This is a genomic window from Calothrix sp. NIES-3974 (assembly GCF_002368395.1).
Taxonomy (GTDB): Bacteria; Cyanobacteriota; Cyanobacteriia; order Cyanobacteriales; family Nostocaceae; genus NIES-3974.
On record NZ_AP018254.1, the window covers coordinates 1,168,178 to 1,191,455 of the forward strand.

Sequence of the window (23,278 nt, forward strand, 5' to 3'; positions counted from 1 at the left end):
CGGGATGCTAGGTCAAGACAAATTTAGATAAATCGCTAAAACCGTTATGAATGTATAGATTTACAATTCTTGGAGCAGAAAGCCCACCAGCAACAGACTAAAAATCCAAAAAATTTTTAGTCTGTTGAGTCATGCGCGGGGTGGAACGGGCAGTTTGCTCAAGCCGGGAAACCCGTCCATGCAACTGCCCTCATGAATGGGAAGCACCTTTAGGTGCAGTCCCATTGTTAGCGAGTTTTTTGATTAGCAATATACAGCACTTTCGAGGTAAATGAGGTACACTTGTTATTAGTGCATCAAAAATTAAAATGAAACCCTACTCAATCGATTTACGAGAAAAAATAGTAAGTGCTTACGAAAAGGGTGATACATCAATTCGAGGAGTAGCTGTGCAGTTTGGTATAGCAAAAAGCTATGTGCAGAAGCTAATCAGGCAAAAAAGATTGGAAGGGCATCTAGAACCCAAAAAGCAAGGTGGAGCAATGAAGGGTAAGCTAGATGATTACGGTAGCGAATTAGCAGAAATGGTTCAAAGTTACCCGGATTTAACTTTATTGGAATATTGCGAGTATTTTGGAGAAAAATATAACATTTGGGTGTGTGCAAGTGTGATGTGTTGTGCATTGCAAAAACAAGAATTAACTCGAAAAAAAAGACTTTACGTAGCAGCCAAGCGAAAACAGAAAGAGTCCAAAAACTGAGATTAGAATATTGGGAGAAAGTAAAACACATAGACCCAGAAAACCTTGTGTTTATAGACGAAATGGGTGTTTTGCTTGGTTTGACTAGAACTCATGCTCGAAGCGATCGCGGGAGTAGAGCTTATGATTTTAAACCATATTACCGAGGTGCAAAAATAAGTGTAATTGGAGGAATTAGCTTCAAAAAAGTCTTAGCTGTGATGACTTTAAATGGCTCAATGAATGGAGAAGCTTATAAAGTTTTTGTAGAGCATTTTTTACTTCCACAATTATGGGTTGGTGCAGTCGTTGTAATGGATAATCTGCCAGCACATAAAGTCGAAGAGATTAAGCCTTTGATTGAATCTGTAGGAGCAAGTGTTCTTTATCTATCTCCTTATTCCCCTGAATTTAATCCAATTGAACATTGGTGGTCACAATTAAAAGCGTTCTTAAAACAGTTTTCTCCTAAAAGTGCATCTGTAGTTGATGGTTTAATTAAAATTGCACTGACATTAGTTGATCCAAAGCATCTAAAAAATTGGTTTACTAATTGTTGCTACTGTACCTCATAAACCTCGAATCTGCTGTAAGAATAGTGCTTAAGCCGGATAATATCTTGCACCTGTTCGAGTAGCTTTTTTGGACGTTGTTCCATATAATGTTTTGTAGAAAATTCCGTATAATACTCTAAATAAGGATGTTATACGGAAAAATTCCATATAACTCCTAGACTTATACGGAAAAATTCCATATAATCCTTCTGTGAAAGGTGTTTATACGGAAAAATTCGGTATAATATCTGAATGAGGGCATAAAAAAGAATTTTTCCGTGTAACATGAAAAGAGGAGGCTATGATGCTTGATATACCAGGATTGAGAAAAAGATTATACGGAAATTTTCCGTATAATAAATAGTTGGGCAGCTCAGTCTCAACCCGATCTGCGATTCCATCCCCTGTACTTCCAAATTCTAGGAAAATGAAGATATGGAAACCATGCTGGAAGCAATCAAAGTTGTATTTGTGGAGTCAGCCAATGGACCAGAAGGTGCCGGAGAAGCTTTCAAGAAACTTGAGTCTCGTTTATCAAGTCTCAAAGGCCGAAAATTTTATGGAACCTTTCAATATCCTAATGGGCCTTATCGTGCTTGCTTGGCACTTGAAGCAGATGACGACCCCGATTTGCTAGGATTAGAAACCTGGATGATTCCAGGTGGCAAATATGCGCGGGAAAAGATAGAAAATTGGTCGGAACGTCTCTGGGAAATCCCCCAAGTCTTCTCGGTATTGAGTCAAACTTATCAGGGTCGTGTTGATCCAGACCGACCCCGCATTGAGTTCTACAAGAGTCAAAAGGAACTCTTTCTGTTGTTGCCCATTCAGTAGCGTCTAAAGCCACTTGGGATCACTGCGTTATGAAAATTGAACTTGTGCCACTATTGCAGCTTCAGCGTAATCTCTACACCATTCCACGGGGTCAAGAGCGCTTTCGCACCTACCTTGAAACAATCATCAACACCGATGGTTCTGATCTTGAGGTGCCACCCTTGGCGGTCATGAATCCAATGGGTAAAGATCACATAGCTGGAATACTCGACGCTTTGCTAGCGATAGAGGCAGATGCTGTAGCAGCAAGAGCAATTTCAGAAGTAATCGATCAATTTGAGGATGTTTCGGGTCAGTTTAAGATGGGATTAGTGGTGGTTGATGATCAAATGGGGGGATGGACAAATCGTTATACCAGTGAATTTAGTTTTCGTTTTGAAACACAACAAAGCCTCAAGCGGGGTTGGCTCAGTAGCGTTTTATGGACAAGTGAGGTGCCCTCTACCCAAAAGGTGCGTGAAGCCGTTTTAACTACGCTGTATCGTACAGTCTATATTCAACAAAATGGATTTGCTCACACCTTAGAAAAAATGCTGGAGCAAGAAGGATATGCGATGGCAATGGCAGGCTGCACTCAGATCGATCTTGGTGCGAACGACATCGCCTACACCCGTGAAATCATCGCTCCCCACCTCTCATCTCAAGATTATCCGACAATTCTGGTCTGTCTGTTTGGTGATCGCGCGGCTCATACTTTAGGCTATAAGCCACTGGGCTTAAGTGATCGCGCAGGTTTATTATTGGTATTGCATTGTAGTCAGTCTCAAAACCAAGCCTCATGAGTTCGCTTTCAACAATTATAGGGTTGTGTTTTGCGCTGGCTGGCCCTGCGTTGCTAGCCAGGTTTGGGAGTCAGTTTTTCAGAAATCCAGAGAGCTTGGCGAGCAAGATACTTCAGCAGATTGCTTTAGCGATGCTGTTTGTAATTATTCTTGGAATTATCGTCTTTGGGGAGGAACAACCGCTCTCTTCGATCGGGCTACATTCATTACGATGGCAGTCTATTTTGTGGGGTTTAATCTTTGCTAGCTTTCTTGTCTTCATTTACTCACCATTGCTGATGTGGAGCATGACTAAGCTCAGTTTTGTCGGATTTGAGAAGGGACTGGCAAAATTAACGCCACTTCCAGTTTGGTACCTTATCCTGGCAGTAGTAATTGGGGGAATTGTCGAAGAAGGACTCTATCGAGGCTATGCCGCTGAGCGATTATCATTGCTCACGGGAAGCTACTGGATCGGCTGTGCTCTGTCTCTAATCGCATTTGGTCTAGCCCATGTACCGCTTTGGGGGTGGATTCCAGCGTTTACAACCGTTTTATCAGGATGCTTACTGACTCTCTTTTATCTGGGAACGGGAGATTTGCTGACGGCGATCGTCGCGCACATTGCGACTGACTGTGCAGGCATTATCATTCCTAAAGTTACGTCCACAAAATGAGTGCATGCAGCAGCCCAACAATGCTGTTGCAGCGGACTGAATCAAGCTGTTATCGAAGATGCAAAGGTTATTGGCAGCCGCTGAACAAGAACGTTCGACGGCTTTAACCCTCGGCTGAGGCAGTAGCCGATACCTTGCCTGTTCGAGGACAACCGTTTAAGCTTTGAGGAGCAAATCCAGGAAAATCACTGTGACGTACAATTGTGGACATTTCTGTTGCATGATTTGTATGTTCAGAGGAAAAATATTAGATGTCTGTTAACTTCGATAGCATTATCAGCACTTCAAGTTCTGAAGAAGACTTTTTAAAGATTTTTGAAGATGCATTCTCTCAAGAGAATCAGCTATTGCTTGAAGCGCACCGAACAATTCTCACAGCGTGCTACAGAAATCCAGGACTTTCCCCAACCCTAAAAGCCAATACACCAGAAGCGTTAGCCAAAGCTTGGTTGAAAAAGTATAACGATAGTTATGAAAATCGAATTTCAAGGCGAATCTCACAACTCCCAGGCACAGTTGCCGATCCAATTGTCAGTATAATTATCAACGCTCGGTTGATAGGACTAACAACGGAACATCTTGAGCAAATCAAATATGCCCATAGGCTATCAATGTCTGCTGAAAATATTCAAGGATTACTACTGGAGGAGTTTCTGGCTGAGCAACTTGCTGATTATGGTTGGTATTGTTGTTGGGGAGAATCTGTTCGGCACGTAGATTTTTGCAATGTTGATGGTTCTCTCTTACAGATCAAAAACCGCAGCAACTCGGAAAACAGTTCATCGTCCAGAGTCAGAATTAATCAGCCCATTGAAAAGTGGTATCGAGTTGATGCTAGAACAGGTTCCTATCGATGGTTTTATTTCAACGATAAGTACGATACAGATCGCTTTTCGGAAGAAAACTTCGTTGCCTTTGTTCAACAAGTCCTAATCGGCAATCCAGATGCCTTAGCTATTGAGGTAAACAATCCTTGGAAGGGTTTGTCAGATTCATCAAACTAAGTTAAGGGATAATTGTTTTGCAGAGGATTCTTCAAAACAACCCACATCTTTCATCCAACTGACATCATCGGTTTTATGGTAGCGAGAATACGGGAAATCTGCATATAGAATAGGCTGTTCACCCCTTAGATGGGATAGCAACATCCTAGCGATCGCTCTTCCTAGAGAGCAGGGTACAGCATTGCCAACTTGCCGATATTGCTCAAGTAAGGTACCTGCAATAATCCAATCGTCTGGAAATTCTTGAATACGCTTATATTCTTCAATACTAAGGGGTCTATCCTCTTCTGGATGGGCTAGATCCGTTGCAGGCATTGCTGGATGAGTGACTAAGGTAGGGGCAGGTTTATCCCACGCTAGCCTACGATAAAAACCTGTTTTTCCCCCTCCTGCATGATAAGAAGCTCCTAGCGCCTCTTGATGTAACTCTTCTGGTAAGTCCCGCCAGTATTGTCCAGGTTTCAGGAGCCTGTAATACTTCAGCCGTTTTTCAGGAAACTTGACAAAATGATGTCCATCTTTGGGAAGACCTTCTAAGGCTTCTCGTAAACTTTTCCAGGTTGGCAGCCCATATAGACCCTTTTCTGAATGAGTAGGTGTGAGGTAAGGAAGTTTTTCTCCATCACGACTACAAGCAATGACAACCCTTTCCCGCTGCTGTGGTGATCCAAAATTAGCAGCATTGTACAAATTAAAGGAAATACTGTACCCAGCCTCTCTGAGCCGTTGAGTAATAAACAGCAAGGCACCACCTCTTTGCTCATCCTGAGACAAGGGTGGGAAATTTTTTCCTCGCATTTCGTGAGGTCTATGCTTCAACGGAGCAGATAATAATCCTCGAACATTTTCAATGACTGCAAATCTCGGTTTAAGCTCAGTAATTAAATCAATAAATGTCAAGAAAACATTACCTCGTTCATCATTAAATCCTTGGCGCTTTCCCGCACTGCTAAAGGCTTGGCACGGTGGTCCGCCAACGATGACATCAATCTCATCGGTTGAACTAAGTCCTGCTTGTTCTCGAATTTCTGTAGCTGAGTAATCCCGAATATCCCCAATCAATGCCATATCGGGTCGATTGATCTCAATTGTTTTTCGAGCGGCTGCATCAATTTCACAAGCAAGTAGCACCTGAATACCTTCTTTTTCTAGTCCCAAGTCCAAACCCATGCAACCAGAAAAAAAACTCAAGGCTTTTAGCTCAGGTTTGCTGAACGAGCGTCGCCCATGATCAGGGACTTTTAAGCTAACATCTTCTCCTTTAACACGGTAGTTCTGAACAGACTCTGATGCCACAATCCACCGACTACTAATCCTCTCCCCGCTGATCTCGCCATACCTGAGTAGCTGACGCACATATTGCTCCGAGCAGTTTAAGATTTCAGAGGTTTCTTTTACAGAGAGGTATTGGGTAGCCATGCTTTCGGGTACGAAACTAAAACTAGGTACCCATGTTACTGTCAAAGCAGCATGCTTGCAAGTATTGTGAACAAATATTTTTGTCTCAGCGTTTTGTCTAAAGGTAGCGTCAGCCGTCGAACACTGCGTTGGTGCGGACGGCACAGAGGTTATCGGCGGGTATTCAAGGCTGTCTGCCGCCGCACAACTTCACCGTTATGCGGCTCAATCCTTGGTAGGGATGCAGCCAAAGCCTTATTTGTTGATATTCAAGAATTGAATGATTGTGTGAGCACAACTTTCCCCATCGCTTGACCTGACTCAGCATGTCGGTGAGCAGAAGCAATTTCTGTCATGCTGAAGGTCTTAGAATCCAGCAGGGGTCGGATCTTGCCCTCATCTACTATTCGAGCCAGTTTCGAGAGGATTTCCCCATGACGATCTCGATTGCTATCAAACAGCATGGGAATCAACATGAAAACTAGATGCAGAGTTAGACCTTTTGCATGAAGTAAGGTCAAGTCTTGGTGAGATCGAGAAACGATTGATACAACAGTTCCATTCAGCTTTGCGGCTTTGAAAGCATTTTGCAGATTGTCGTTACCTACGGTATCAAAAACCACATCGAAACCCTGCCCATTCATATGTTCTGCCACAAACTCCTCGATGGGCTGATGGCAATAGTTAATGGTAATATCTGCACCTAAACGATGAGCGATCGCAGCCTTGTGATCGCTGGAAACCAGGGCATAGACTGTTGCCCCCGCCCACTTCGCCAATTGCACGCCAATGTGTCCTACGCCTCCGGTTGCTCCATATACCAAAACCTTTTGTCCAGGCTGAACTTGAGCGCGATCGATCAATCCTTCCCATGCTGTAATTGACACCAATGGAAGTGCCGCTGCTTCTGCCATAGTGAGTGACTTTGGTTTGTGAGCAACCAAACGAAAATCAGCCAGCATATACTCAGCTAATGCACCACCTGTTCCTTTCACGCCACCAGCACAGGCATATACTTCGTCTCCAACTTTAAACCGATCAACGCCTGTTCCAATGGCTACGATCGTTCCTGCCACATCTCCATGCAAAATGGCTGGGAAACTAGGTGCAATATCCGCTAGAACCCCTTGTCGAATTTTATAGTCAACCGGATTGACGCTTGTTGCAGCCACGTGAATTAGGACGTGATGGGGAAGAACGTCTGGAGTCACCAAATCGGCTTCTTTGAAGGTTTCGGGATTGCCAAATTGCTCAATGATCATGGCTTTCATAGTTTTGCTCTGCTGTAAAAACTGACATTCATAGAGTACGATTGCAGTACTGCTGCCCGTAAGGATTTACAGCAAAGTGCAATAGTTACTTTTTGGTAAACATGGCTCTAAATCACGATGCTAATGGCTCTCAACTGAGCTACTCGCCCCAGCCAGCGCTTGAGCGGATTGCCAAGATGGATCTGTTTGACACAAACTGCGCCGGACATCAGATCCTTGAACATGTTGCCAACAAATGGACGGTTCTGATTGTTTATGCACTCACTCAAGGCAAAAAGCGGTATAGCGAACTCAAGCAACAAATTGTCGGTGTATCGCCTAAGATGTTGATTCAAAACCTTCGGAACTTAGAGCGGTATGGGCTGATTGGGAGAGAGGTTTATCCAACTGTTCCTCCACGAGTCGAATATTCTCTTACTCCGTTAGGGACTTCGTTGGTTGAGCCATTGGCAATCTTGGGTGAGTGGGCATATCAGCACATTTCAGAGGTAAAAACTGCTAAGGAAGATTACGACAACAATCCAGACCATAAGGATTACTGGGAACCTAAGTAGGTTACACAAAAAACTAGAAAAGTGTGGATACGGTGCAGCATAACAAGCTCGTTGCACACCGAGCGTATAACTACAAGTCATTCATCAATTCGAGATGCAAGTCTTCAAGGCGATCTAGGGTTTCGAGAAACTTTTTCCCGAAAGGAGTTAATTGATACTCAACCCGTGGAGGAACTTCAGGATAGCTGATCTTTTCCAAAATGCCGAACTGAACCATCTTGGCAAGCCGCTCATTTAATACTTTGGTCGTCAGTCCCTTTTTCGTCTTCACCAAAGCACGGGGACGATTTATACCACAGCGGATTTGGCTCAAGATGTGAAGTGTCCATTTACACCCAATGCAATCTTCAAACATCTCGATAAGCTTGCTGGAAGTAGCCGAAAAATTTTTCTGGCTTCGATGATCCTGTGAGTTCACATTTACAACCAAAATGTACCTACCCGACGAAAAAGTGCCTACTTGTGGTTTGGGGGCAATTTTCCTATCGTTCTTTTATAGCTCACTATAGCAAGGAGAGAAGCACACCATGAAAGGTAAAGGCATTTTTTACATGGGTCGCGGGGATTGTGGCGTTTGTATTCAAGTCGATCGTGCCATTGTTCAACATCTCGATTCAAACCGATACGACCTGGAATATGTGGACTTGACCGAAACGCCCAATCGGATCGCAGAAGCAGAGTCCACAGGGGTAAAAACCGTTCCCGCTCTCGTTTTGGATGGACAAGTGTTTCATATTAACTTTGGTGCGGATTTGTCCACGATTGCATAGCTTACCTGCCCATTTTGCTGATGGATATTCCCCACATTCTATCGATTCAAGTTGGTTTGCCCAAGCAACTTGGAGTGGAAGGCGCGACCGATCCAATGGATCGCCCTTGGACGACAGGGTTCTTCAAAGAGCCAATTGCTGGAGCAGTTCATCTTGGAAAAACAAACCTCGTCGGAGATGGACAGGCAGATCTGGTTCTGCACGGTGGTTCTGAGAAAGCAGTTCTTGCTTATGCGGCAAGTCACTATCCAGCTTGGCAACAAGAACTTGGTCTATCCGACTTTCCTTACGGAGCATTTGGCGAAAACTTTACGATTTTGGGTCAGACGGAAGCAGATGTTTGTATTGGAGATATTTTTTCGGTAGGTGAAGCCCAGATTCAGGTTTCACAGCCGAGAGAACCTTGCTGGAAGCTGGCGCGACGATGGCGGAGGAAGGATCTCCCAAAGCGAGTCATCAAAACAGGGCGATCGGGTTGGTACTTCCGCGTCCTATCCGAAGGTCTAGTCGAGAGTGGTCTGCCGTTGTTACTCGTCGAACGTCCCTTGCCTCAATGGAGTATTGCGCGGGTAAATCATGCCTTTTACCACGCTAAAGAACCTTGTGCAGAACTTGCGGCTTGTCCGCTCCTTGCTTCGAGTTGGAGACGATATTTTTCAATTCGCTAGTCGAACATCAGAGAACTTTTTAGGGAGGGGATCGCAGATTCAGTGAAGCAACATCCGCACACTCAAACCGAATGGATTGGATTTATTTATGGTTTTCTTGGGGTTCTCGGATTTAGTCTGACGTTGCCTGCAACCCGTGCCGCCGTGACTGATCTCGATCCAATCATCGTTGGAATTGGTCGCGCTTTAGTGGCAGCAGGGTTGGCATTGATTCTACTGTTGATTCGTCGCCAACCGCTACCACACTGGAGATTTCTACCACGATTTGGAATTGTCATTGCTGGTGTAGTGATTGGCTTTCCGCTCCTCTCTGCCCTGGCAATGCGGAGCGCTCAGGCTTCCTATGGAGCCGTAATCACTGGGCTTCTACCTTTAGCCACGGCTCTCGCTGGCGTATGGCGTGCCAAAGAGCGACCATCGGCACAATTTTGGCTCTGTGCGATTGTGGGAAGTGGTCTTGTCGTTAGCTTTGCCATTGTTTCCGGTTCTGGAATGCTAAATGTTGCAGATTTCGCGCTATTTGGGGCGATCGCGGCTGCGGGTTTGGGTTATGCTGAAGGTGCGCTCTTGGCGCGTCGGTTTGGTGGGTGGCAAACCATTTGCTGGTCTTTAGTGCTATCTGTTCCGATCTTGCTGGTAATTCTGTTGGCTTCTCATGTTTCTTTCCCAACTCACGTTTCCATCAGTGCTTGGCTGGGATTTTTCTACGTGAGTATTGTTAGCATGTTTCTCGCGTTTTTTGCCTGGTATCGGGGGCTTGCGGTGGGCGGAATTTCCCGCGTTGGTCAGGTTCAACTGCTGCAACCTTTTTTAACCATCCTGGGATCAGCAGTCCTACTTGGAGAGGCACTTACCGCTCATACGTTGATCTTTGCAGTATGTGTGATGGTTTGTGTGGCAATGGGCAAACGCGCTCCAATTAGAGCAGCCTAACAACACAGTGGAGCGGACGGTAGAGAGTCTTTGCACTTCGTTCTAGTTTGCTCGCCGCCGCTTACTTTTGCCGTTAGACCGCTAGCTTACTTGTTGGGGCGTAGCAAAAGATTATCGGTTAATTGCGATGCTTAAGTTAGCGCAAGCTCTGCGTTAGGAGACGGTTGGGAGGTGAGCGATCGCTGTTGATTTAGCCCCCTTATAGGACGATTAGACAACTTTGAGAACACAAAGGAGCAAGGAGATGCGCAGTCAAGATGACTTAGTCAGTTTTTTGAGGTACATCTCAACTTCAGGACATAAATCTATTAAGAAATTCTCCGCCAGAGCAGCTTTATTAGCAAAACCTCCCAACTTCTTTAGGACACTACCTCTGGGAAGTGTTGTTGTATATCCTGATTTTATTATCTTCCTGACCCTTAACACGAACTCTCCTGGTTACAGTCTTCTTTTCAAGGAGGTTTTTGATAAAGTAAATGCTTTCAAAACTGTCACAGGATGGGTTACAGAACCATCATCATTAGTTGATTTTCTGTTTGAAAAACTTCCTGAGGCTTTTGAGAGGAAGAGTGACGTTGAGAAAATGTTTTCTAATCCAAACTCATTTTTTGTTTCCCTTGAAAGCGTTAAAAGTGTTGTGGCTAACTTCAATTTTAGCCAGGGACATTCTATTACTGTTAAAACAGCCACTAAAAGTTTTGTTGTTTGTCAAGATGCTTTGGTTGAGCAAAGGGAAAATTACTTTGAAAGTATGTGGAAGATGCTCACAGGTCAATGGCATTCTGATATTATAAACTTCTTGAAGAGCAAAATATAGCTGTGGCTGAGAGCGAAGTAACAGTCGCTTCGGTTGAACCGTTCAAGTTACTGTGTGCATCTTTTGCGGTATGGTAGTACTCGCTATTATGTATATATGTATATGCCTACCGTAGAACAGGCTTTCGCTTGCGTTAGAGTGTGTCAGATGCTCTCAGATGGTTATCAACCTATCTATGTGTTTCGGTATAATCCAAACACCAAGACAGTGTTCATTCTTGCCGGTGTAACCGAAAGCTTAGAAATCCTAGTTTTCTCAAGTGGACAATGGAGGTTTAACGATGACGAAACCTAATTTTAGCCAAATGTCTCGCCAAGAACTGAGAGCATATATCTTGGCACACCGAGACGACGATGAGGCTATCGACGCTTTGATTAGAATGGGTGATCCTAATAGTCCAGTCTATCCATTTCCTCAGACTGACGAGGACTTGAAGGCAATGGAAGAAATCCTTAAGAGAAAACTGGCAGCAGTGGAGGCGCGGTCTAACAATTCAAATGCAGCGGACGGTTGAGAGTTGTTGGTTTAGAGTCCAAGGTTATCTGCCGCCGCTTATCTTGGTCGTTATGCCGCTGGTTGATCGGTAGGGGCAGTGCTTTAGAGTTGTTGGTAGGGCGATTGCTTCGATCAAAATTGAGAGATATCTGTCTCAGGTAAGATAAATTGTTAGATTTCGGATACCCACCATTGATTTGTCGTAATTTCCGAACCATACCCTTAAAGAAGGCTTGAGTAACATCAGACTATAGCCTGAAAGAGGAACCCCTGATGGATTATTCAACATTTGGTCACGATCACCACAGCTACAGTCACGGAATCCACGACAGCAGCTTTACGCACTCCCCTTGGACGCACGGAATTCACGACGGCATGACGCACGGAGTAACTGACTGTAAGGATTACCTGGGACATCCCCACGTGCCTCATGGTATTTCAGCAACTCAGGGCATGAATGGCAGTCTACACCAACAAGTAATTAACCAGGTGGCTACTGCCCACAGCTACGACCATCATGTCAATAGCCATGTTAGTGAGCCTAGATACGGCGAGTCCAAATCAGATTACCACAAGAGCTGGAGCGATTATTACAAAAGCCAAGCTGAGTACAACGCGCGCCATGGTTACATATCTGACGCACAATACTCAGCAAGTCATGCAGCTTCAGAAAAAGCTAAGAGCGACTATTACAAGCACTATGGGCAGTAAAAGAGCTATCGCTTATTAAAACAATGAGCAAGTGTTTTTTCAGCCTAGGGTTGGGGAAACTATGCCCCAACCTTTTAACTTTTATTTCAAAATATAGCAATCCATTTAGGATTGCTATAGATGAATCACCTTTTCATTCAAAGATAGCTTTACAGAGCTATTGGTTTCCTTAATCAATTTTATTGACTGGAGTTGTTGTTATGGTTGTAGATCCAGCTTCAGGTTTGATTTTGGCAGGAGCCAGCCAAGGAGTTGGGAATGCTATCGGATCGCTTGCACCTTTTTTGACAGGTTTTGCAATTTTCGTCAACGGTTTTACTGGCGCAAATGTTAACCAGGAACTCGAAGAAAAGCGTTCGGAAGTTCAGAGGGAACTTGCTGAACACAACCGAAAACACGATCTAAAAATGTTGAGCACTCGCCATGAGCTAGAAAAGCAATTAGCAGTTCTCAACCATCAAATGCTACTCGAAAGGGCTGCTTACGAGCGAGAAACTTTTTTCCGTTCAGCAGAATTTCAGAGTATGCTTGCCAACTCTTGGCCCCTAATTCCAAGACCCTTTGAGTTGATAAGTCCTCCAAACCCCAGTGGCCTAGTCCCGCTCAAGGTTTTATTATCACCCCCTAAATTAGACTACGACAGAAACGAGTTTCCTTATCCTTTTCCTAATCTCCAGGGATTTTTAGAGCGAGACTTAAAACTCTTTCTTGAAAATTACTATCCTCAATCCGATTTAGCCAAACCAGGAATCAGACCAGTAAAGTTTTTAGATGCGGTGTGGGACACCAAACGTATTCGTGGCGGAAGTGCCATCAATACGCTGCATCGTGGGTTGCAATCCGAAGCGATATTGGTGCTTGAACTGAATGTTGTTGGAAGATACCTCGATGTTCATATCGGCTTCTGGGAAACGGGACATCAAGGAGAACCTTTTTATAAGACTCTCATTCCTGGAGTACTTCATAGCGATATTATATTTGGCTCGGCAAGAGCGAATGGTCACATGGACTCTGATGGCAACCTTCTCCCTGATGATAGAGATTACGAAGCCCTTGCTCAGTTGATAACTCCTTGGCTTTGTCTGATTACAGGTTGGGTAGCAGATGTGCATCATTTTATTCATCATGACGTTCCGCCGTTGTTACCTAAATTAATACCAGATTTGGTGAAGAATGAGCTTGACTTACAGATTGTAAACTTTATTGTTGAAGGGTATAACCAAATTTACAGAGCGCTTGAAGAGAAGCGTCCATATTCAACTCCCCAATTGACTTTAGACCTAGCTCTAAGCTTAGCTCATTTACCCGAACGGTCGTGGGCTAAGGAGCAGTTAGCTCATTCTCTCCAATCGTGGCTAAGGCTACGTCAAGTTCCAAAACCTGAAAAAGCCAATCCTATTGAATATGCTTTAGAGGCAATGGAATCAGCTCTGACAGTATCTGCTCTGACAAAAGAAGACTGGGAGTATGTAGAGCAACTGAAAGAAGGACTTGCAGTTCTTGAAGACGGGCACGGAGCCATTCGAGCACAACAACTGCTGAGCGGATTAGAAGACCTGAAGAACAAGGAAAAAAAGTTTCTAATTGACACTTTCGCTGAAGATGTTAGAAAGCTAGGAAACTTTGGATATGTGCATGATGAATCGGCATCTCTTGCATATTTGGCTGCATATGACGTATCGACTCCTCACATAATGTATGAACTACTAAATAAATCATACGCTTATGCATCGAAAGACCTGAAGAAAAAGTTTTCCTATCTAAAGCGCAATAACTTCTTCTTCGCTAAATATATTGAGGAGCTAAAGGACTATCTTTCACTTCTTGAGGAGAATAACCGGGCTACTTCAAGGTATCATTCAAGGTATCAATTGTTGAGTTCATCCTTAGAGGAAAAAATTTCTCTATTTGATGCCCTTAGCGAGTGCGTTGATGAGTTGTACTATGAATCTTCAACTGAGGAAGACGAAATTGAGGATTTAAGGGATCTGCTGAAGGTATTGGTAGACCTATTTGAACATGTCAAGAAATTGGAAGAATTCTTTGCAACTTTTGGATATGGTAAGCAGGATGTTCAGGAATTACAAAACCAGCAGAACACACTAAACAATGCCCTCGACAAGCTAGAGCATGAGCTGGAGAGAGGGCGAGATGTATGGAAATATATCGAACGTAAACGCAGACTAAAAGAAGAGAAGGCTGAACGTAAGCGCAAGCAAAAGGAGGAAGAAGCTAAAAGTACCTACACTTACACCAGTGGTTATAAGAGGATGTTTGGAAAGTAGCAAAGGACAGCCGTCAAAGGAAAGCTTCCTGGGGTTTAGGCTGAGTTATAGCAAAATTTCAACAGCCCTCCAGGAAGCCATGACTCTAGCCTACGCCAGTGAACTGACGCTTGAACAATACGAGTTATTCTTATCGCTGCTCAATCCTGCGTTGCCCATTGGTAGACCTCGTACAGTGAACCTGATGCAAGTGGTGCAAGCAATTCTCTATGTCTTGAGTAGTGGCTGTGCTTGGCGATTGTTGCCCGACTCATACCCGCCTTATTCCACGGTCTACTACTATTTCCGCAAGTGGCGCAACGATGGCAGTTGGAAACGGATTCATGACCATCTGGTGCAGTGGGTGCGAATTACCGCAGACCACGCGGCCACTCCTAGCGCTGCCAGCCTTGATTCTCAAAGCGTTCCAACCGCAGTGATGGTGCATCAGTCGGTGGGCTATGACGCAGGCAAGCACATCAAGGGACGCAAGCGCTTTACCCTAGTCGATACGTTGGGATTGCTGATTGCAGTGCGCGTAGTTGCCGCCAATGTGCCGGAACGCCAAGGAGCAAAGCAGTTACTTATGCAGGTGCATCAGGAACGCCAGCGGGTTCCCCGTCTTGCTCGCATTTGGGTGGACGGCGGGTTTTCGGGCGAGGACTTTTTGTGCTGGGTGATGGATACTTGCCGTTGGATTATCGAGGTCGTGCTGCGTCCAGATCAGGCAAAAGGATTTGTCTTGCTGCCTAAACGCTGGACGGTTGAGCGCACTTACGGCTGGCTGCACTGGTGTCGTCGGCTCAATGTCGATTACGAGCGACTTCCTGCGTCATCAGAAGCATTCATTCATATCGCGATGATTCGACTCATGCTCCGTAGACTTGCCTAAGCTTTTTGACCTTCTCCGTATTTCCAAACATCCTCTAATGCATATAGTCCTGGTTCAAGGGTAATATGGTAGCTCATCAACATTGATGCAAGATGCAAAATGACCTTGCAATAGACAATTCATGATCGCATTAATCTGATTCTGGCTGATGGCAACACTCTACTATCGAGGCATGGCAGAGGAAAACGGTAAACCCAAAGTTGGACGTAGTGCTCGATTATTGGGAATCAGACCTGGCATTGACATCGATATCAAACAAGTGCCTAGAAATTGGTTGGATGAGCAAGGGTACCTTCAACCAGAAGCAGAACGCAATCCTTCATCAGATGAACTTGTAGCTGTAGCCATCAGAAATACGAAAGGAATGTCCGTTTCGCTATCAATTGAAAGTTTGCCAACCTTCCGCAGACCTATAACGTTTGGAGGAACCGGAAAAGATCCGCTTTGGCAAATTGACGACAGCAAAATTACCGGAGATCTTGAGGCTGTCCAAGATAGCCCCACTCACGTCAGTATTTTGCCAAGAGCTACAATCAGTAAACCACAAAGTTTTTCTCAAGAGCGATCGCCAAGGAATAGCTCAGTAGTACTAAGTGCTTCATTACACTAATCTGATAAACAGTTCTTATCATATTTTGGGATGTCGCTAAAAATGAAATGATGGAAGTAGTATTTGCGTGCATTAGCTAAAAAAATGACTATTTCATCAAAACAATTGGTTTTAACAGACTCGGAAACTTTGGATGAAGTTCTTAAATGTTTAGCAGAAAATTTTTCCATTGAAACTCAAGGTGCTTATGACCAACAAAGTTTGTTTGAAATTTTCAGTAAACTTCCACTGCTTTTGATATTTCCTCCTCAATGCATCCAACTCCTTGTAATACCTTCAGATTGTAATACCTTCAGAAGTCGTGCCTTATGGACATGGGATACCCTTGCAAGAGGGCGATCTGTAGATTGTCAAATTAATTCACATCAATCCAGCATCCTCAGCTACTTTTCTTTCTGGTTGGGTATAAGTGAATCTGCTTACGAGTAAATACGTAAATATACTAATTTTGTAGTTATAAATTATTATAGCGGTTCCCGGTCTGGTGAGGTACGATTTTAATTCTGCTTGTATTTTAATCAAAGCTAGAGAATTTTAGATGTACCTCAGTTGCTTGGGAAAGGTCATATCACTGTTTTTGTGTTCGGCGTTGCTGAATATAAATATGAATTGAAAATTTGACGTTGTGTAGAGACGAAGCGATGCTACGTCTCTACTACAATGATTTTGATTTTAATACAAAATGTAGATAATTATAATTCATGCCTAAATTCAGCAATGCCTTGTGTTCAGTCCATTTCACTTGTTCATCCTATTTATACTAACTGTAAACTGAGATGACTAATTACGTATAAATACTGGATTTCACGATTAAGGGCATTATTTTTACAGATTGAAGATGAATTTTTGATTTTTTGGGGAACACTAACCACAGTGTTACAAAATTTCCATAGCAAATCTCTCTATGTCCCTATTGCTTCAGACTCAATCCGGGTAATTCGATGTAATCCCCAATGATAGTTTATATGTACTACTATACCTGTCAGCTATTCCATGTTGAAATTGCACATCTAAGTGGTGTTGAGTGTCAATAGTCAATAACCCGATAGATGATGCAATGAATATGTGTTTTAGCTGATTAATGTCCCAATAAATTGGCATATATCTTCAAATCACAACATCCAATCAAAAATTTTTCATCCAGTCACAATGAATAATCAAAATCCTTCCCAACTAAATCGTGAACAGTTACAAATTTCCACCAGTAATTATGTATTTACCCCAGATCCACTAACGGAGACGATTTTTCCTGCGACTCGCAGCAGTGTGGTTGAACCCTTGCAAGCACAATCGACGACAAATCGCGCTCCTATTTTGACTGACCGAAATGTGAGTTTAAATCCGATTGATGAAGATGCTCCCTTACCCAATGGAAGTGTCGGGACTTTAGTTTCGTCTCTGATTCCGTTTGTGAATGACCCAGACCCAGGTGCATTGAAAGGGGTGGCAATTACGGAGTTGAATCGAAGCAATGGGGATTGGTGGTTCAGTATTGATGATGGTGCGACTTGGCAAAAAGTTGATGATGAAATTTCACCGACTAATTCATTACTGTTAGCTGGAGGTACTAATTCACGGTTATATTTTCAACCGAATGCCAATTACAACGGTTTAATTTCCAATGCCTTAACTTTTCGTGCTTGGGATTTAACTACAGGTGAAAATGGGCAGACTGGGGATACTTCCGTCAATGGGGGTAGTAGTGCTTTTAGTGCCTTTAGCGATACTGCGTCGTTGTTGATTGAAGCGGTTAATGATGCTCCCTTTAATACGGTTCCCTCTAATCAGTCTACCAATGAGGATCAAGCGTTAGTTTTCACTGGGGAAAATCGCATTTCCGTCACCGATATTGATGCCGGGAATGGGACAATTCAGGTGAGATTGCAAGCACAGAATGGGATTATTGTGGTAAAGAGCAGCAGTGGGGTGGGATTAGTCAATAACCGCACGGCAAACGTGGTGTTGACTGGTAGTCAGGAAAATATTAATCAAGCCTTAGATGGGTTGGAATTTCGACCGAATCGCAATTTTAATGGTCAAGCAAAATTAATTATCACTACTAATGACCAGGGTCGAACTGGAAAAGGTGGAGTCCAGACTAAAACCGATGAAATTGAGATTGATGTCAAACCGGTGAATGATCCACCCTTTTTTACTAGAGGTGCAAATCTTACCATTAATGAAGATGCAGGAACTCAGGAAATAGCAAATTGGGCTACTGAAATTTCGCCAGGAGCACCGGATGAAGCAGACCAGGAAATTGAATTTATTGTCACAAATGACCGTCCATCCCTATTTACCGAAGATGGACAACCTCGGATTACACCGGATGGAACCTTAATTTATACCCCAGCACCGAATGCGAATGGTATCGCACAAGTTACCGTTTTCTTACGAGACTACCAAGCAGAAAATAATTCCTCCCCAACCCAAACATTTACCATTCGCATTAATGCGGTGAATGATGCACCTGTAAATATTATTCCCGTTGCGGAAGGAGAAAGTTTATCCATTGATGAAGACGAAACCTTAATCTTCTCAAGCGATCGCAATAATGCGATTCAAGTCAGTGATGTTGATGCGGGTACGAATAATATCCAAGTAACCTTAAGCACTCCCAATGGCAGTTTTCGATTAGGCACAAATGAGAATATCACTGTACGCACCAATAGTCCTGGAAGTATTACTTTAACAGGTACGGTGACGAATATTAATACTGCCTTAGATGGATTGGCTTTCACTCCTACCCGTAATTTTAACGGGGCTACAAGTATTAGTATTATCACCAATGACCAAGGTAATACGGGGTCAGGAGGAGCAAAACGGGATGAGGATACGATTAATATCGAAGTTAGACCGGTTAACGATGCACCTTCCTTTTCTAGGGGTAGTAATATTACCGTAAATGAGGATGACGGAGAACAGAGTTTTTCCCGATGGGCAACTCGGATTTCTGCTGGACCCCGTGATGAAGCTGGTCAGGTTTTAACTTTTAATGTCACCAATGATAATAATGCCCTATTTACGGAGGATGGTCAGCCCAAAATTGCCGCAGATGGAACTTTGACGTTCACTCCGGCGGATAATATGAATGGGGTTGCGACTGTGACTGTGACGTTACAGGATGACGGAGGTCGGGAAAATGGAGGGGTTGATACTTCCCTTTCCCAAGAATTTACAATTAATGTTAGGGCTGTAAATGACCCACCGGTGAATCTAGTTCCCCCCTCCCAAGAAATTGATGAGGATGAATTTTTGGAGTTTTCCAGCCTGAATAATAATGCCATTCGGATTGAAGATATTGACGCGGAGGATAAACCGATTCGAGTCACTTTGACTACTCAGAATGGGATACTAACTTTACCAGAGGGGATGGAGTTCGCAGGTGCAACTGGAAATCAGACGGGTAATTTAGTTCTTAATGGTGGTTTAGCAGAGATTAATAATGTCCTGGAGGGATTACGGTTTACACCGACTTTGGATTTTAATGGGAATACTCGAATTCGCGTCTCCACCACAGATTTAGGAAATACGGGAATCGGTGGAGCGCAACGAGCTACCAATGATATTGATATTGTTGTTAGACCGGTAAATGATGCTCCTTTCTTTACTAAGGGTAGCGATATTACAGTCCGTGAAGATGCTGGTTTACGCCGGTTGAGAAATTGGGCTACTAAGATTTCCCCTGGTGCTTTTGACGAGTTTGACCAAAGTTTAGAATTTATTGTCACCAACGATAATAATGCTTTATTTACGGAGGATGGACAACCTACCATCAGTGAGGATGGAACCCTTACTTTTAGAGCGCGGGATAATGCCAATGGTGTGGCCAATGTCACTGTAATTCTCAAGGACGATGGGAAATTTAATAATACTTCCGTTGAGCAAACATTTACCATTAATGTCACAGCCGTCAATGACCCTCCCGTGAATCGGGTTCCCACGGAAGTGCAGATGATCAATGAGGATCAACCCCTGGTATTTAGCAGTAGTAACGGTAATGGGATTGAAATTGCGGATATTGATGCAGGGGATAATCCGATTTTTGTGGGAATTGTGGCTCCTAATGGTTCCTTAGCACTGACTAATATTAGTACTAATGAATTTTTTACAGTTGAAGGGGAAGGGACGGATACTCTGAGAATAAATGGTGCGATCGCGGATATTAATTTTGTGCTGGATGGATTAGTATTTACCCCCAATCCAGATTTTAACGGGGAAACGGAAATCTTGATTTACACCAATGATAATGGTTTTACCGGTGATGAAGGGTTTGAGGAAGAAGACTTGAGTCTGATTCCCATCCTGATTAAACCTGTGAACGATGCACCATTCTTTACGGTGGGTGAGGATATCGAAATTAATGAGGATGCAGGTTTACAGGTATTGACCAATTGGGTGACGGATATTTCTCCTGGTGCCGATAATGAACGCCAACAAAAATTGCAATTTATGATCAGCACTGATAACCCAGAATTATTCACCTCCACAGGACAACCCACCATTAACCCCCAGGGGACACTTACCTTCCAAACCGCCGATAATGCTAATGGAATTGCCACCGTCACCGTGAAGCTGATGGATAATGGAGGGAGAGAAAATGGAGGAATGGATACCTCAGAAGAACAAACTTTTACGATTACCGTTAAACCTGTTAATGACCCCCCAGTTAATAATATTCCCCCAGCACCCATAACTGTCCTTGAAGACGGTCAATTGACCTTTACCGCAACCAACCGGATTTCCGTCACCGATGTCGATAGTCCCAATAACCCCTTTACCGTCACCCTCACTGCAAGGGATGGAATTTTAGGCTTTGGAAATACAGCCAATATTCAAATTGAGGGAGAAAATACCGACACCGCAACGATTCGCGGAACCTTAGCTGAGATAAATATCGCATTAGCAACATTGGAATTTCGACCAACAACAGATTTTTATGGTGCTACCACCATCGAAATTAATACTGAAGACGACATTGATAATCTCAGTCAGAGCAACACCATTAATATCAATGTGCTGCCAGTAAATGATGCACCCAGTTTGATGAAAGGTGAAAATATCGTTGTCGATGCGGGTATGGGTAGGCAAAATATTCCCAACTGGGCAAAATTCTCCCCTGGTCCCGATAACGAATCAGACCAAACAGTCCAAGAGTATATAATTGCCAGCAACGATAAACCAGAATTATTTGCCGTTGCACCCAGCATTGACAAAGACGGTAATTTCAGTTTTACCCCCTCCGGAAAAGTAGAGAGAACCACCACTGCGACGATTGGGGTCAAAGTGCGTGATAACGGTGGTACGGAAAATAACGGAGTTGATACCTCCAGCGAACAATTCTTTCAAATTACCGTAAATCCCCTCACCGTAAATTTAGTTGCTACTACCGTAAATTTAGTTGCTACTACAGAAAGCCTCGATGAAGGGAATGATGGCACCACAAACTACGAATTTACCCTGAATTTATCGGCGGCAAATACGGAAGAAGTTACAGTACGATATAGAACTTTCGATGGAACAGCAACGGTTGCCGATAATGATTACATTCCCATCACCGACGGTACAGTCACCTTCCAACCAGGGGAAACCAGTAAAACCATCACGGTTCAAGTTAAAGGTGATACTAATTTTGAACAGGATGAAACCTTTGGTTTAGAATTAATTGGAGTCACAAATGCAGCATTAGGAGAAAATCGCAATGCCGTTGTCACGATTCGCAACGATGATAGCCAACCCGTAATTAGTTTTACCCAGATTGACATCCAAACCAGGGAAGGAAATGTTGGCGAAACACCGGTTAACATCCAATTAAATCTATCCAACCGCAGCGACGAGGAAATTACAGTTAGGTATAACACCATCGATGGAACTGCCAATGCAGGTAGTGACTACACTAGAACATCGGGAATGGTCACATTTGCACCGGGAGAGTTAACCAAATCCATCACAGTACAAATCACCGGAGATACTTTTTTCGAACGCAACGAAACTTTCTTAGTAGAATTAACCAACCCCACTGCTGCAACCTTGAATTCCCAAGCAAGTACAGCCACCATCACCATCCTCAACGACGAAATTATCAACGACACCGACTTTAACCGCGATCGCAAGGGGGATATCTTTTGGCGAAATTACCGCACTGGGAAAAATGCGGTTTGGTTAATGGACGGTCATAACCTAGTTTCCGGAGAGTTTGTCAATCCCATTGTCACTGATGTCAATTGGCGCATTGAACAAATTGCTGATTTCAATGGTGACGATAATCTAGATTTATTGTGGCGTTATTATGGTACGGGTGTTGACCAAGGTAAAAATGCTATTTGGTTGATGGATAACCGTGGACAATTCGTCAGGGGTGAATTTATCCTAACTGTAGAAGATTTAGCCTGGCAACCCGTAGCAACTGCTGATTTTTCTGGCAATGGTAAAATAGACATTTATTGGCGCAACCAACGCACCGGACAAAATGCCATTTGGGAAATGGACGGTTTTAATCTTGTCAATCCATATTTTGTCCCCAATCGGGATGTGAATATGCAAGTTGCAGGTGTCGGTGATTTCAATGGTGATTTAGTGATTGATATCGTTTGGCGTGATTATCGCACAGGCGAAAACATGATTCAATTTCGAGGTAATACCCCTGCGAATCTAATCATTGATCAAGTTCCTGACCCCGCTTGGAAAATTGTCGGAGTTGCCGATTTTAATCACGATGCATCCCCAGATTTGCTGTGGCGTAATTCTACCACCGGGGAAAATGCCATCTGGTTTATGCAGGGAGCAGCTATCAACAATCCAGTATTCATCACCCAGGTTCCTGACTTAAATTGGCAAATTCAGAGATTAGCTGATTACAACGGTGATGGCAAAATGGATATTCTCTGGCGTAATTACAGCACCGGTGAAAATGCCATTTGGCACATGGACGGTGACAGAATTCTCGATGCTAGGTTTTTAATCGCTGTTGACGATACCAACTGGGAAATTGTTTAGGGTTTCCCCAAAAGAGACGCGATATAGCCTCTTTCAGAGGAGCTGAACGCTAACGCGTCTCTAATTTTGGGGTTTACGAATTTTCTGTTCCGAACCCGTATTGGCACAATTCGATGACAAAGAACTGCTCAAAACAATCATTTTTGAGGCGTTGCATCGTTGCGGGATGATAATCCAATTTGCATAGGCTGAAACTTTTGTTAAATCAAGAAAAATTTCTGCGCATAAATTAAAATCATTCCTTGATTATGCAACACCATTTTTGATTCATTGCGATCGCTGCAAGTACAGGGGGTGATTTAACCGCCCATTAGCTTACCACTCCCGGTTCGCTCACTTTTTTCAAGTTCAGAGATATTGCCTCAAAGCATTGACGCTCCCACGACTTA

General features: G+C 43.5%; 21 protein-coding genes and 1 pseudogene. 19 read left to right on the forward strand and 3 right to left on the reverse strand.

What is annotated here, in order from left to right; genetic code table 11:
• Nucleotides 1–308: 308 nt before the first annotated feature.
• From CDC37_RS24855 to CDC37_RS04565, 6 genes are all read left to right on the forward strand, one after another.
• Complete coding sequence (locus tag CDC37_RS24855; protein WP_096619923.1) at nt 309–701, forward strand: helix-turn-helix domain-containing protein; 393 nt, start codon at nt 309–311, stop codon at nt 699–701.
• Nucleotides 614–1,255: an IS630 family transposase gene (locus CDC37_RS23965; RefSeq protein WP_197707004.1), complete on the forward strand. Its 642-nt coding sequence runs from the start codon at nt 614–616 to the stop codon at nt 1,253–1,255. Before CDC37_RS24855 ends, CDC37_RS23965 begins: the two co-directional genes overlap by 88 nt.
• A 414-nt stretch (nt 1,256–1,669) precedes the next feature.
• Entirely contained in the window at nt 1,670–2,068 is a 399-nt protein-coding gene (locus CDC37_RS04550) for a hypothetical protein (RefSeq protein WP_096620688.1), read from the forward strand.
• A 29-nt stretch (nt 2,069–2,097) separates the two neighbouring features.
• Nucleotides 2,098–2,850, forward strand: a complete 753-nt coding sequence (locus CDC37_RS04555) for a hypothetical protein (RefSeq protein ID WP_096620689.1) — start codon at nt 2,098–2,100, stop codon at nt 2,848–2,850.
• Nucleotides 2,847–3,506 carry a CPBP family intramembrane glutamic endopeptidase gene (locus tag CDC37_RS04560; RefSeq protein WP_096620690.1) on the forward strand — a complete coding sequence of 220 codons (660 nt, stop codon included), beginning with the start codon at nt 2,847–2,849 and terminating at the stop codon, nt 3,504–3,506. The genes CDC37_RS04555 and CDC37_RS04560 overlap by 4 nt, the downstream gene beginning before the upstream one ends.
• A 251-nt stretch (nt 3,507–3,757) precedes the next feature.
• Nucleotides 3,758–4,510, forward strand: coding sequence for a SinI family restriction endonuclease (locus CDC37_RS04565; RefSeq protein WP_096620691.1), 753 nt, complete (start codon nt 3,758–3,760; stop codon nt 4,508–4,510).
• Here the strand turns inward: CDC37_RS04565 and CDC37_RS04570 are convergent.
• Together CDC37_RS04570 and CDC37_RS04575 are read right to left on the reverse strand one after the other, a co-directional pair.
• Nucleotides 4,502–5,929: a DNA cytosine methyltransferase gene (locus tag CDC37_RS04570; RefSeq protein ID WP_096620692.1), complete on the reverse strand. Its 1,428-nt coding sequence runs from the start codon at nt 5,927–5,929 to the stop codon at nt 4,502–4,504. The two genes, CDC37_RS04565 and CDC37_RS04570, sit on opposite strands and share 9 nt — an antisense overlap.
• 248 nt (nt 5,930–6,177) lie before the next feature.
• On the reverse strand, nt 6,178–7,179 hold the full coding sequence (locus CDC37_RS04575; protein ID WP_096620693.1) for a zinc-dependent alcohol dehydrogenase family protein: 1,002 nt from the start codon (nt 7,177–7,179) through the stop codon (nt 6,178–6,180).
• 101 nt (nt 7,180–7,280) lie between these two features.
• On the opposite strand from CDC37_RS04575, the gene CDC37_RS04580 reads away from it, so the two are divergent.
• Entirely contained in the window at nt 7,281–7,733 is a 453-nt protein-coding gene (locus CDC37_RS04580) for a winged helix-turn-helix transcriptional regulator (RefSeq protein WP_096620694.1), read from the forward strand.
• 70 nt (nt 7,734–7,803) lie between these two features.
• Here CDC37_RS04580 and CDC37_RS04585 read toward each other — a convergent pair whose 3' ends face one another.
• On the reverse strand, nt 7,804–8,088 hold the full coding sequence (locus CDC37_RS04585) for a winged helix-turn-helix transcriptional regulator (protein WP_096620695.1): 285 nt from the start codon (nt 8,086–8,088) through the stop codon (nt 7,804–7,806).
• 196 nt (nt 8,089–8,284) lie between these two features.
• On the opposite strand from CDC37_RS04585, the gene CDC37_RS04590 reads away from it, so the two are divergent.
• From CDC37_RS04590 to CDC37_RS04645, 12 genes and pseudogenes are all read left to right on the forward strand, one after another.
• Nucleotides 8,285–8,503: a thioredoxin family protein gene (locus tag CDC37_RS04590; RefSeq protein ID WP_197707042.1), complete on the forward strand. Its 219-nt coding sequence runs from the start codon at nt 8,285–8,287 to the stop codon at nt 8,501–8,503.
• A gap of 20 nt (nt 8,504–8,523) precedes the next feature.
• Nucleotides 8,524–9,171 (forward strand): MOSC domain-containing protein, encoded by a 648-nt coding sequence (locus tag CDC37_RS04595; RefSeq protein WP_096620697.1) that lies wholly within the window; start codon nt 8,524–8,526, stop codon nt 9,169–9,171.
• A 42-nt stretch (nt 9,172–9,213) separates the two neighbouring features.
• A complete protein-coding gene (locus tag CDC37_RS04600; RefSeq protein ID WP_096620698.1) occupies nt 9,214–10,104 on the forward strand; it encodes a DMT family transporter in 891 nt (296 codons plus the stop codon).
• A gap of 244 nt (nt 10,105–10,348) precedes the next feature.
• Nucleotides 10,349–10,921, forward strand: coding sequence for a hypothetical protein (locus tag CDC37_RS04605; RefSeq protein ID WP_096620699.1), 573 nt, complete (start codon nt 10,349–10,351; stop codon nt 10,919–10,921).
• Nucleotides 10,922–11,023: 102 nt separating this feature from the next.
• The gene (locus tag CDC37_RS25700; RefSeq protein ID WP_096625916.1) at nt 11,024–11,215 is read left to right on the forward strand and encodes a DUF6888 family protein; all 192 of its coding nucleotides are present in this window, start codon (nt 11,024–11,026) and stop codon (nt 11,213–11,215) included.
• Nucleotides 11,216–11,225: 10 nt separating this feature from the next.
• Nucleotides 11,226–11,435, forward strand: a complete 210-nt coding sequence (locus CDC37_RS25705) for a DUF6887 family protein (protein ID WP_442861079.1) — start codon at nt 11,226–11,228, stop codon at nt 11,433–11,435.
• A gap of 254 nt (nt 11,436–11,689) precedes the next feature.
• Nucleotides 11,690–12,127, forward strand: coding sequence for a hypothetical protein (locus CDC37_RS23970; RefSeq protein ID WP_157780647.1), 438 nt, complete (start codon nt 11,690–11,692; stop codon nt 12,125–12,127).
• Between the two features lie 200 nt (nt 12,128–12,327).
• Nucleotides 12,328–14,412, forward strand: coding sequence for a hypothetical protein (locus tag CDC37_RS04625; RefSeq protein WP_096620702.1), 2,085 nt, complete (start codon nt 12,328–12,330; stop codon nt 14,410–14,412).
• A 79-nt stretch (nt 14,413–14,491) separates the two neighbouring features.
• A complete protein-coding gene (locus CDC37_RS04630; RefSeq protein ID WP_096625918.1) occupies nt 14,492–15,283 on the forward strand; it encodes an IS5 family transposase in 792 nt (263 codons plus the stop codon).
• A gap of 148 nt (nt 15,284–15,431) precedes the next feature.
• Nucleotides 15,432–15,893, forward strand: coding sequence for a hypothetical protein (locus tag CDC37_RS04635; protein ID WP_096620703.1), 462 nt, complete (start codon nt 15,432–15,434; stop codon nt 15,891–15,893).
• An 84-nt stretch (nt 15,894–15,977) separates the two neighbouring features.
• Nucleotides 15,978–16,106: pseudogene (locus tag CDC37_RS25710) on the forward strand (ISH3 family transposase); the annotation flags it as partial.
• 936 nt (nt 16,107–17,042) lie between these two features.
• A complete protein-coding gene (locus tag CDC37_RS04645; protein ID WP_096620705.1) occupies nt 17,043–22,889 on the forward strand; it encodes a Calx-beta domain-containing protein in 5,847 nt (1,948 codons plus the stop codon).
• Nucleotides 22,890–23,278: the final 389 nt, after the last annotated feature.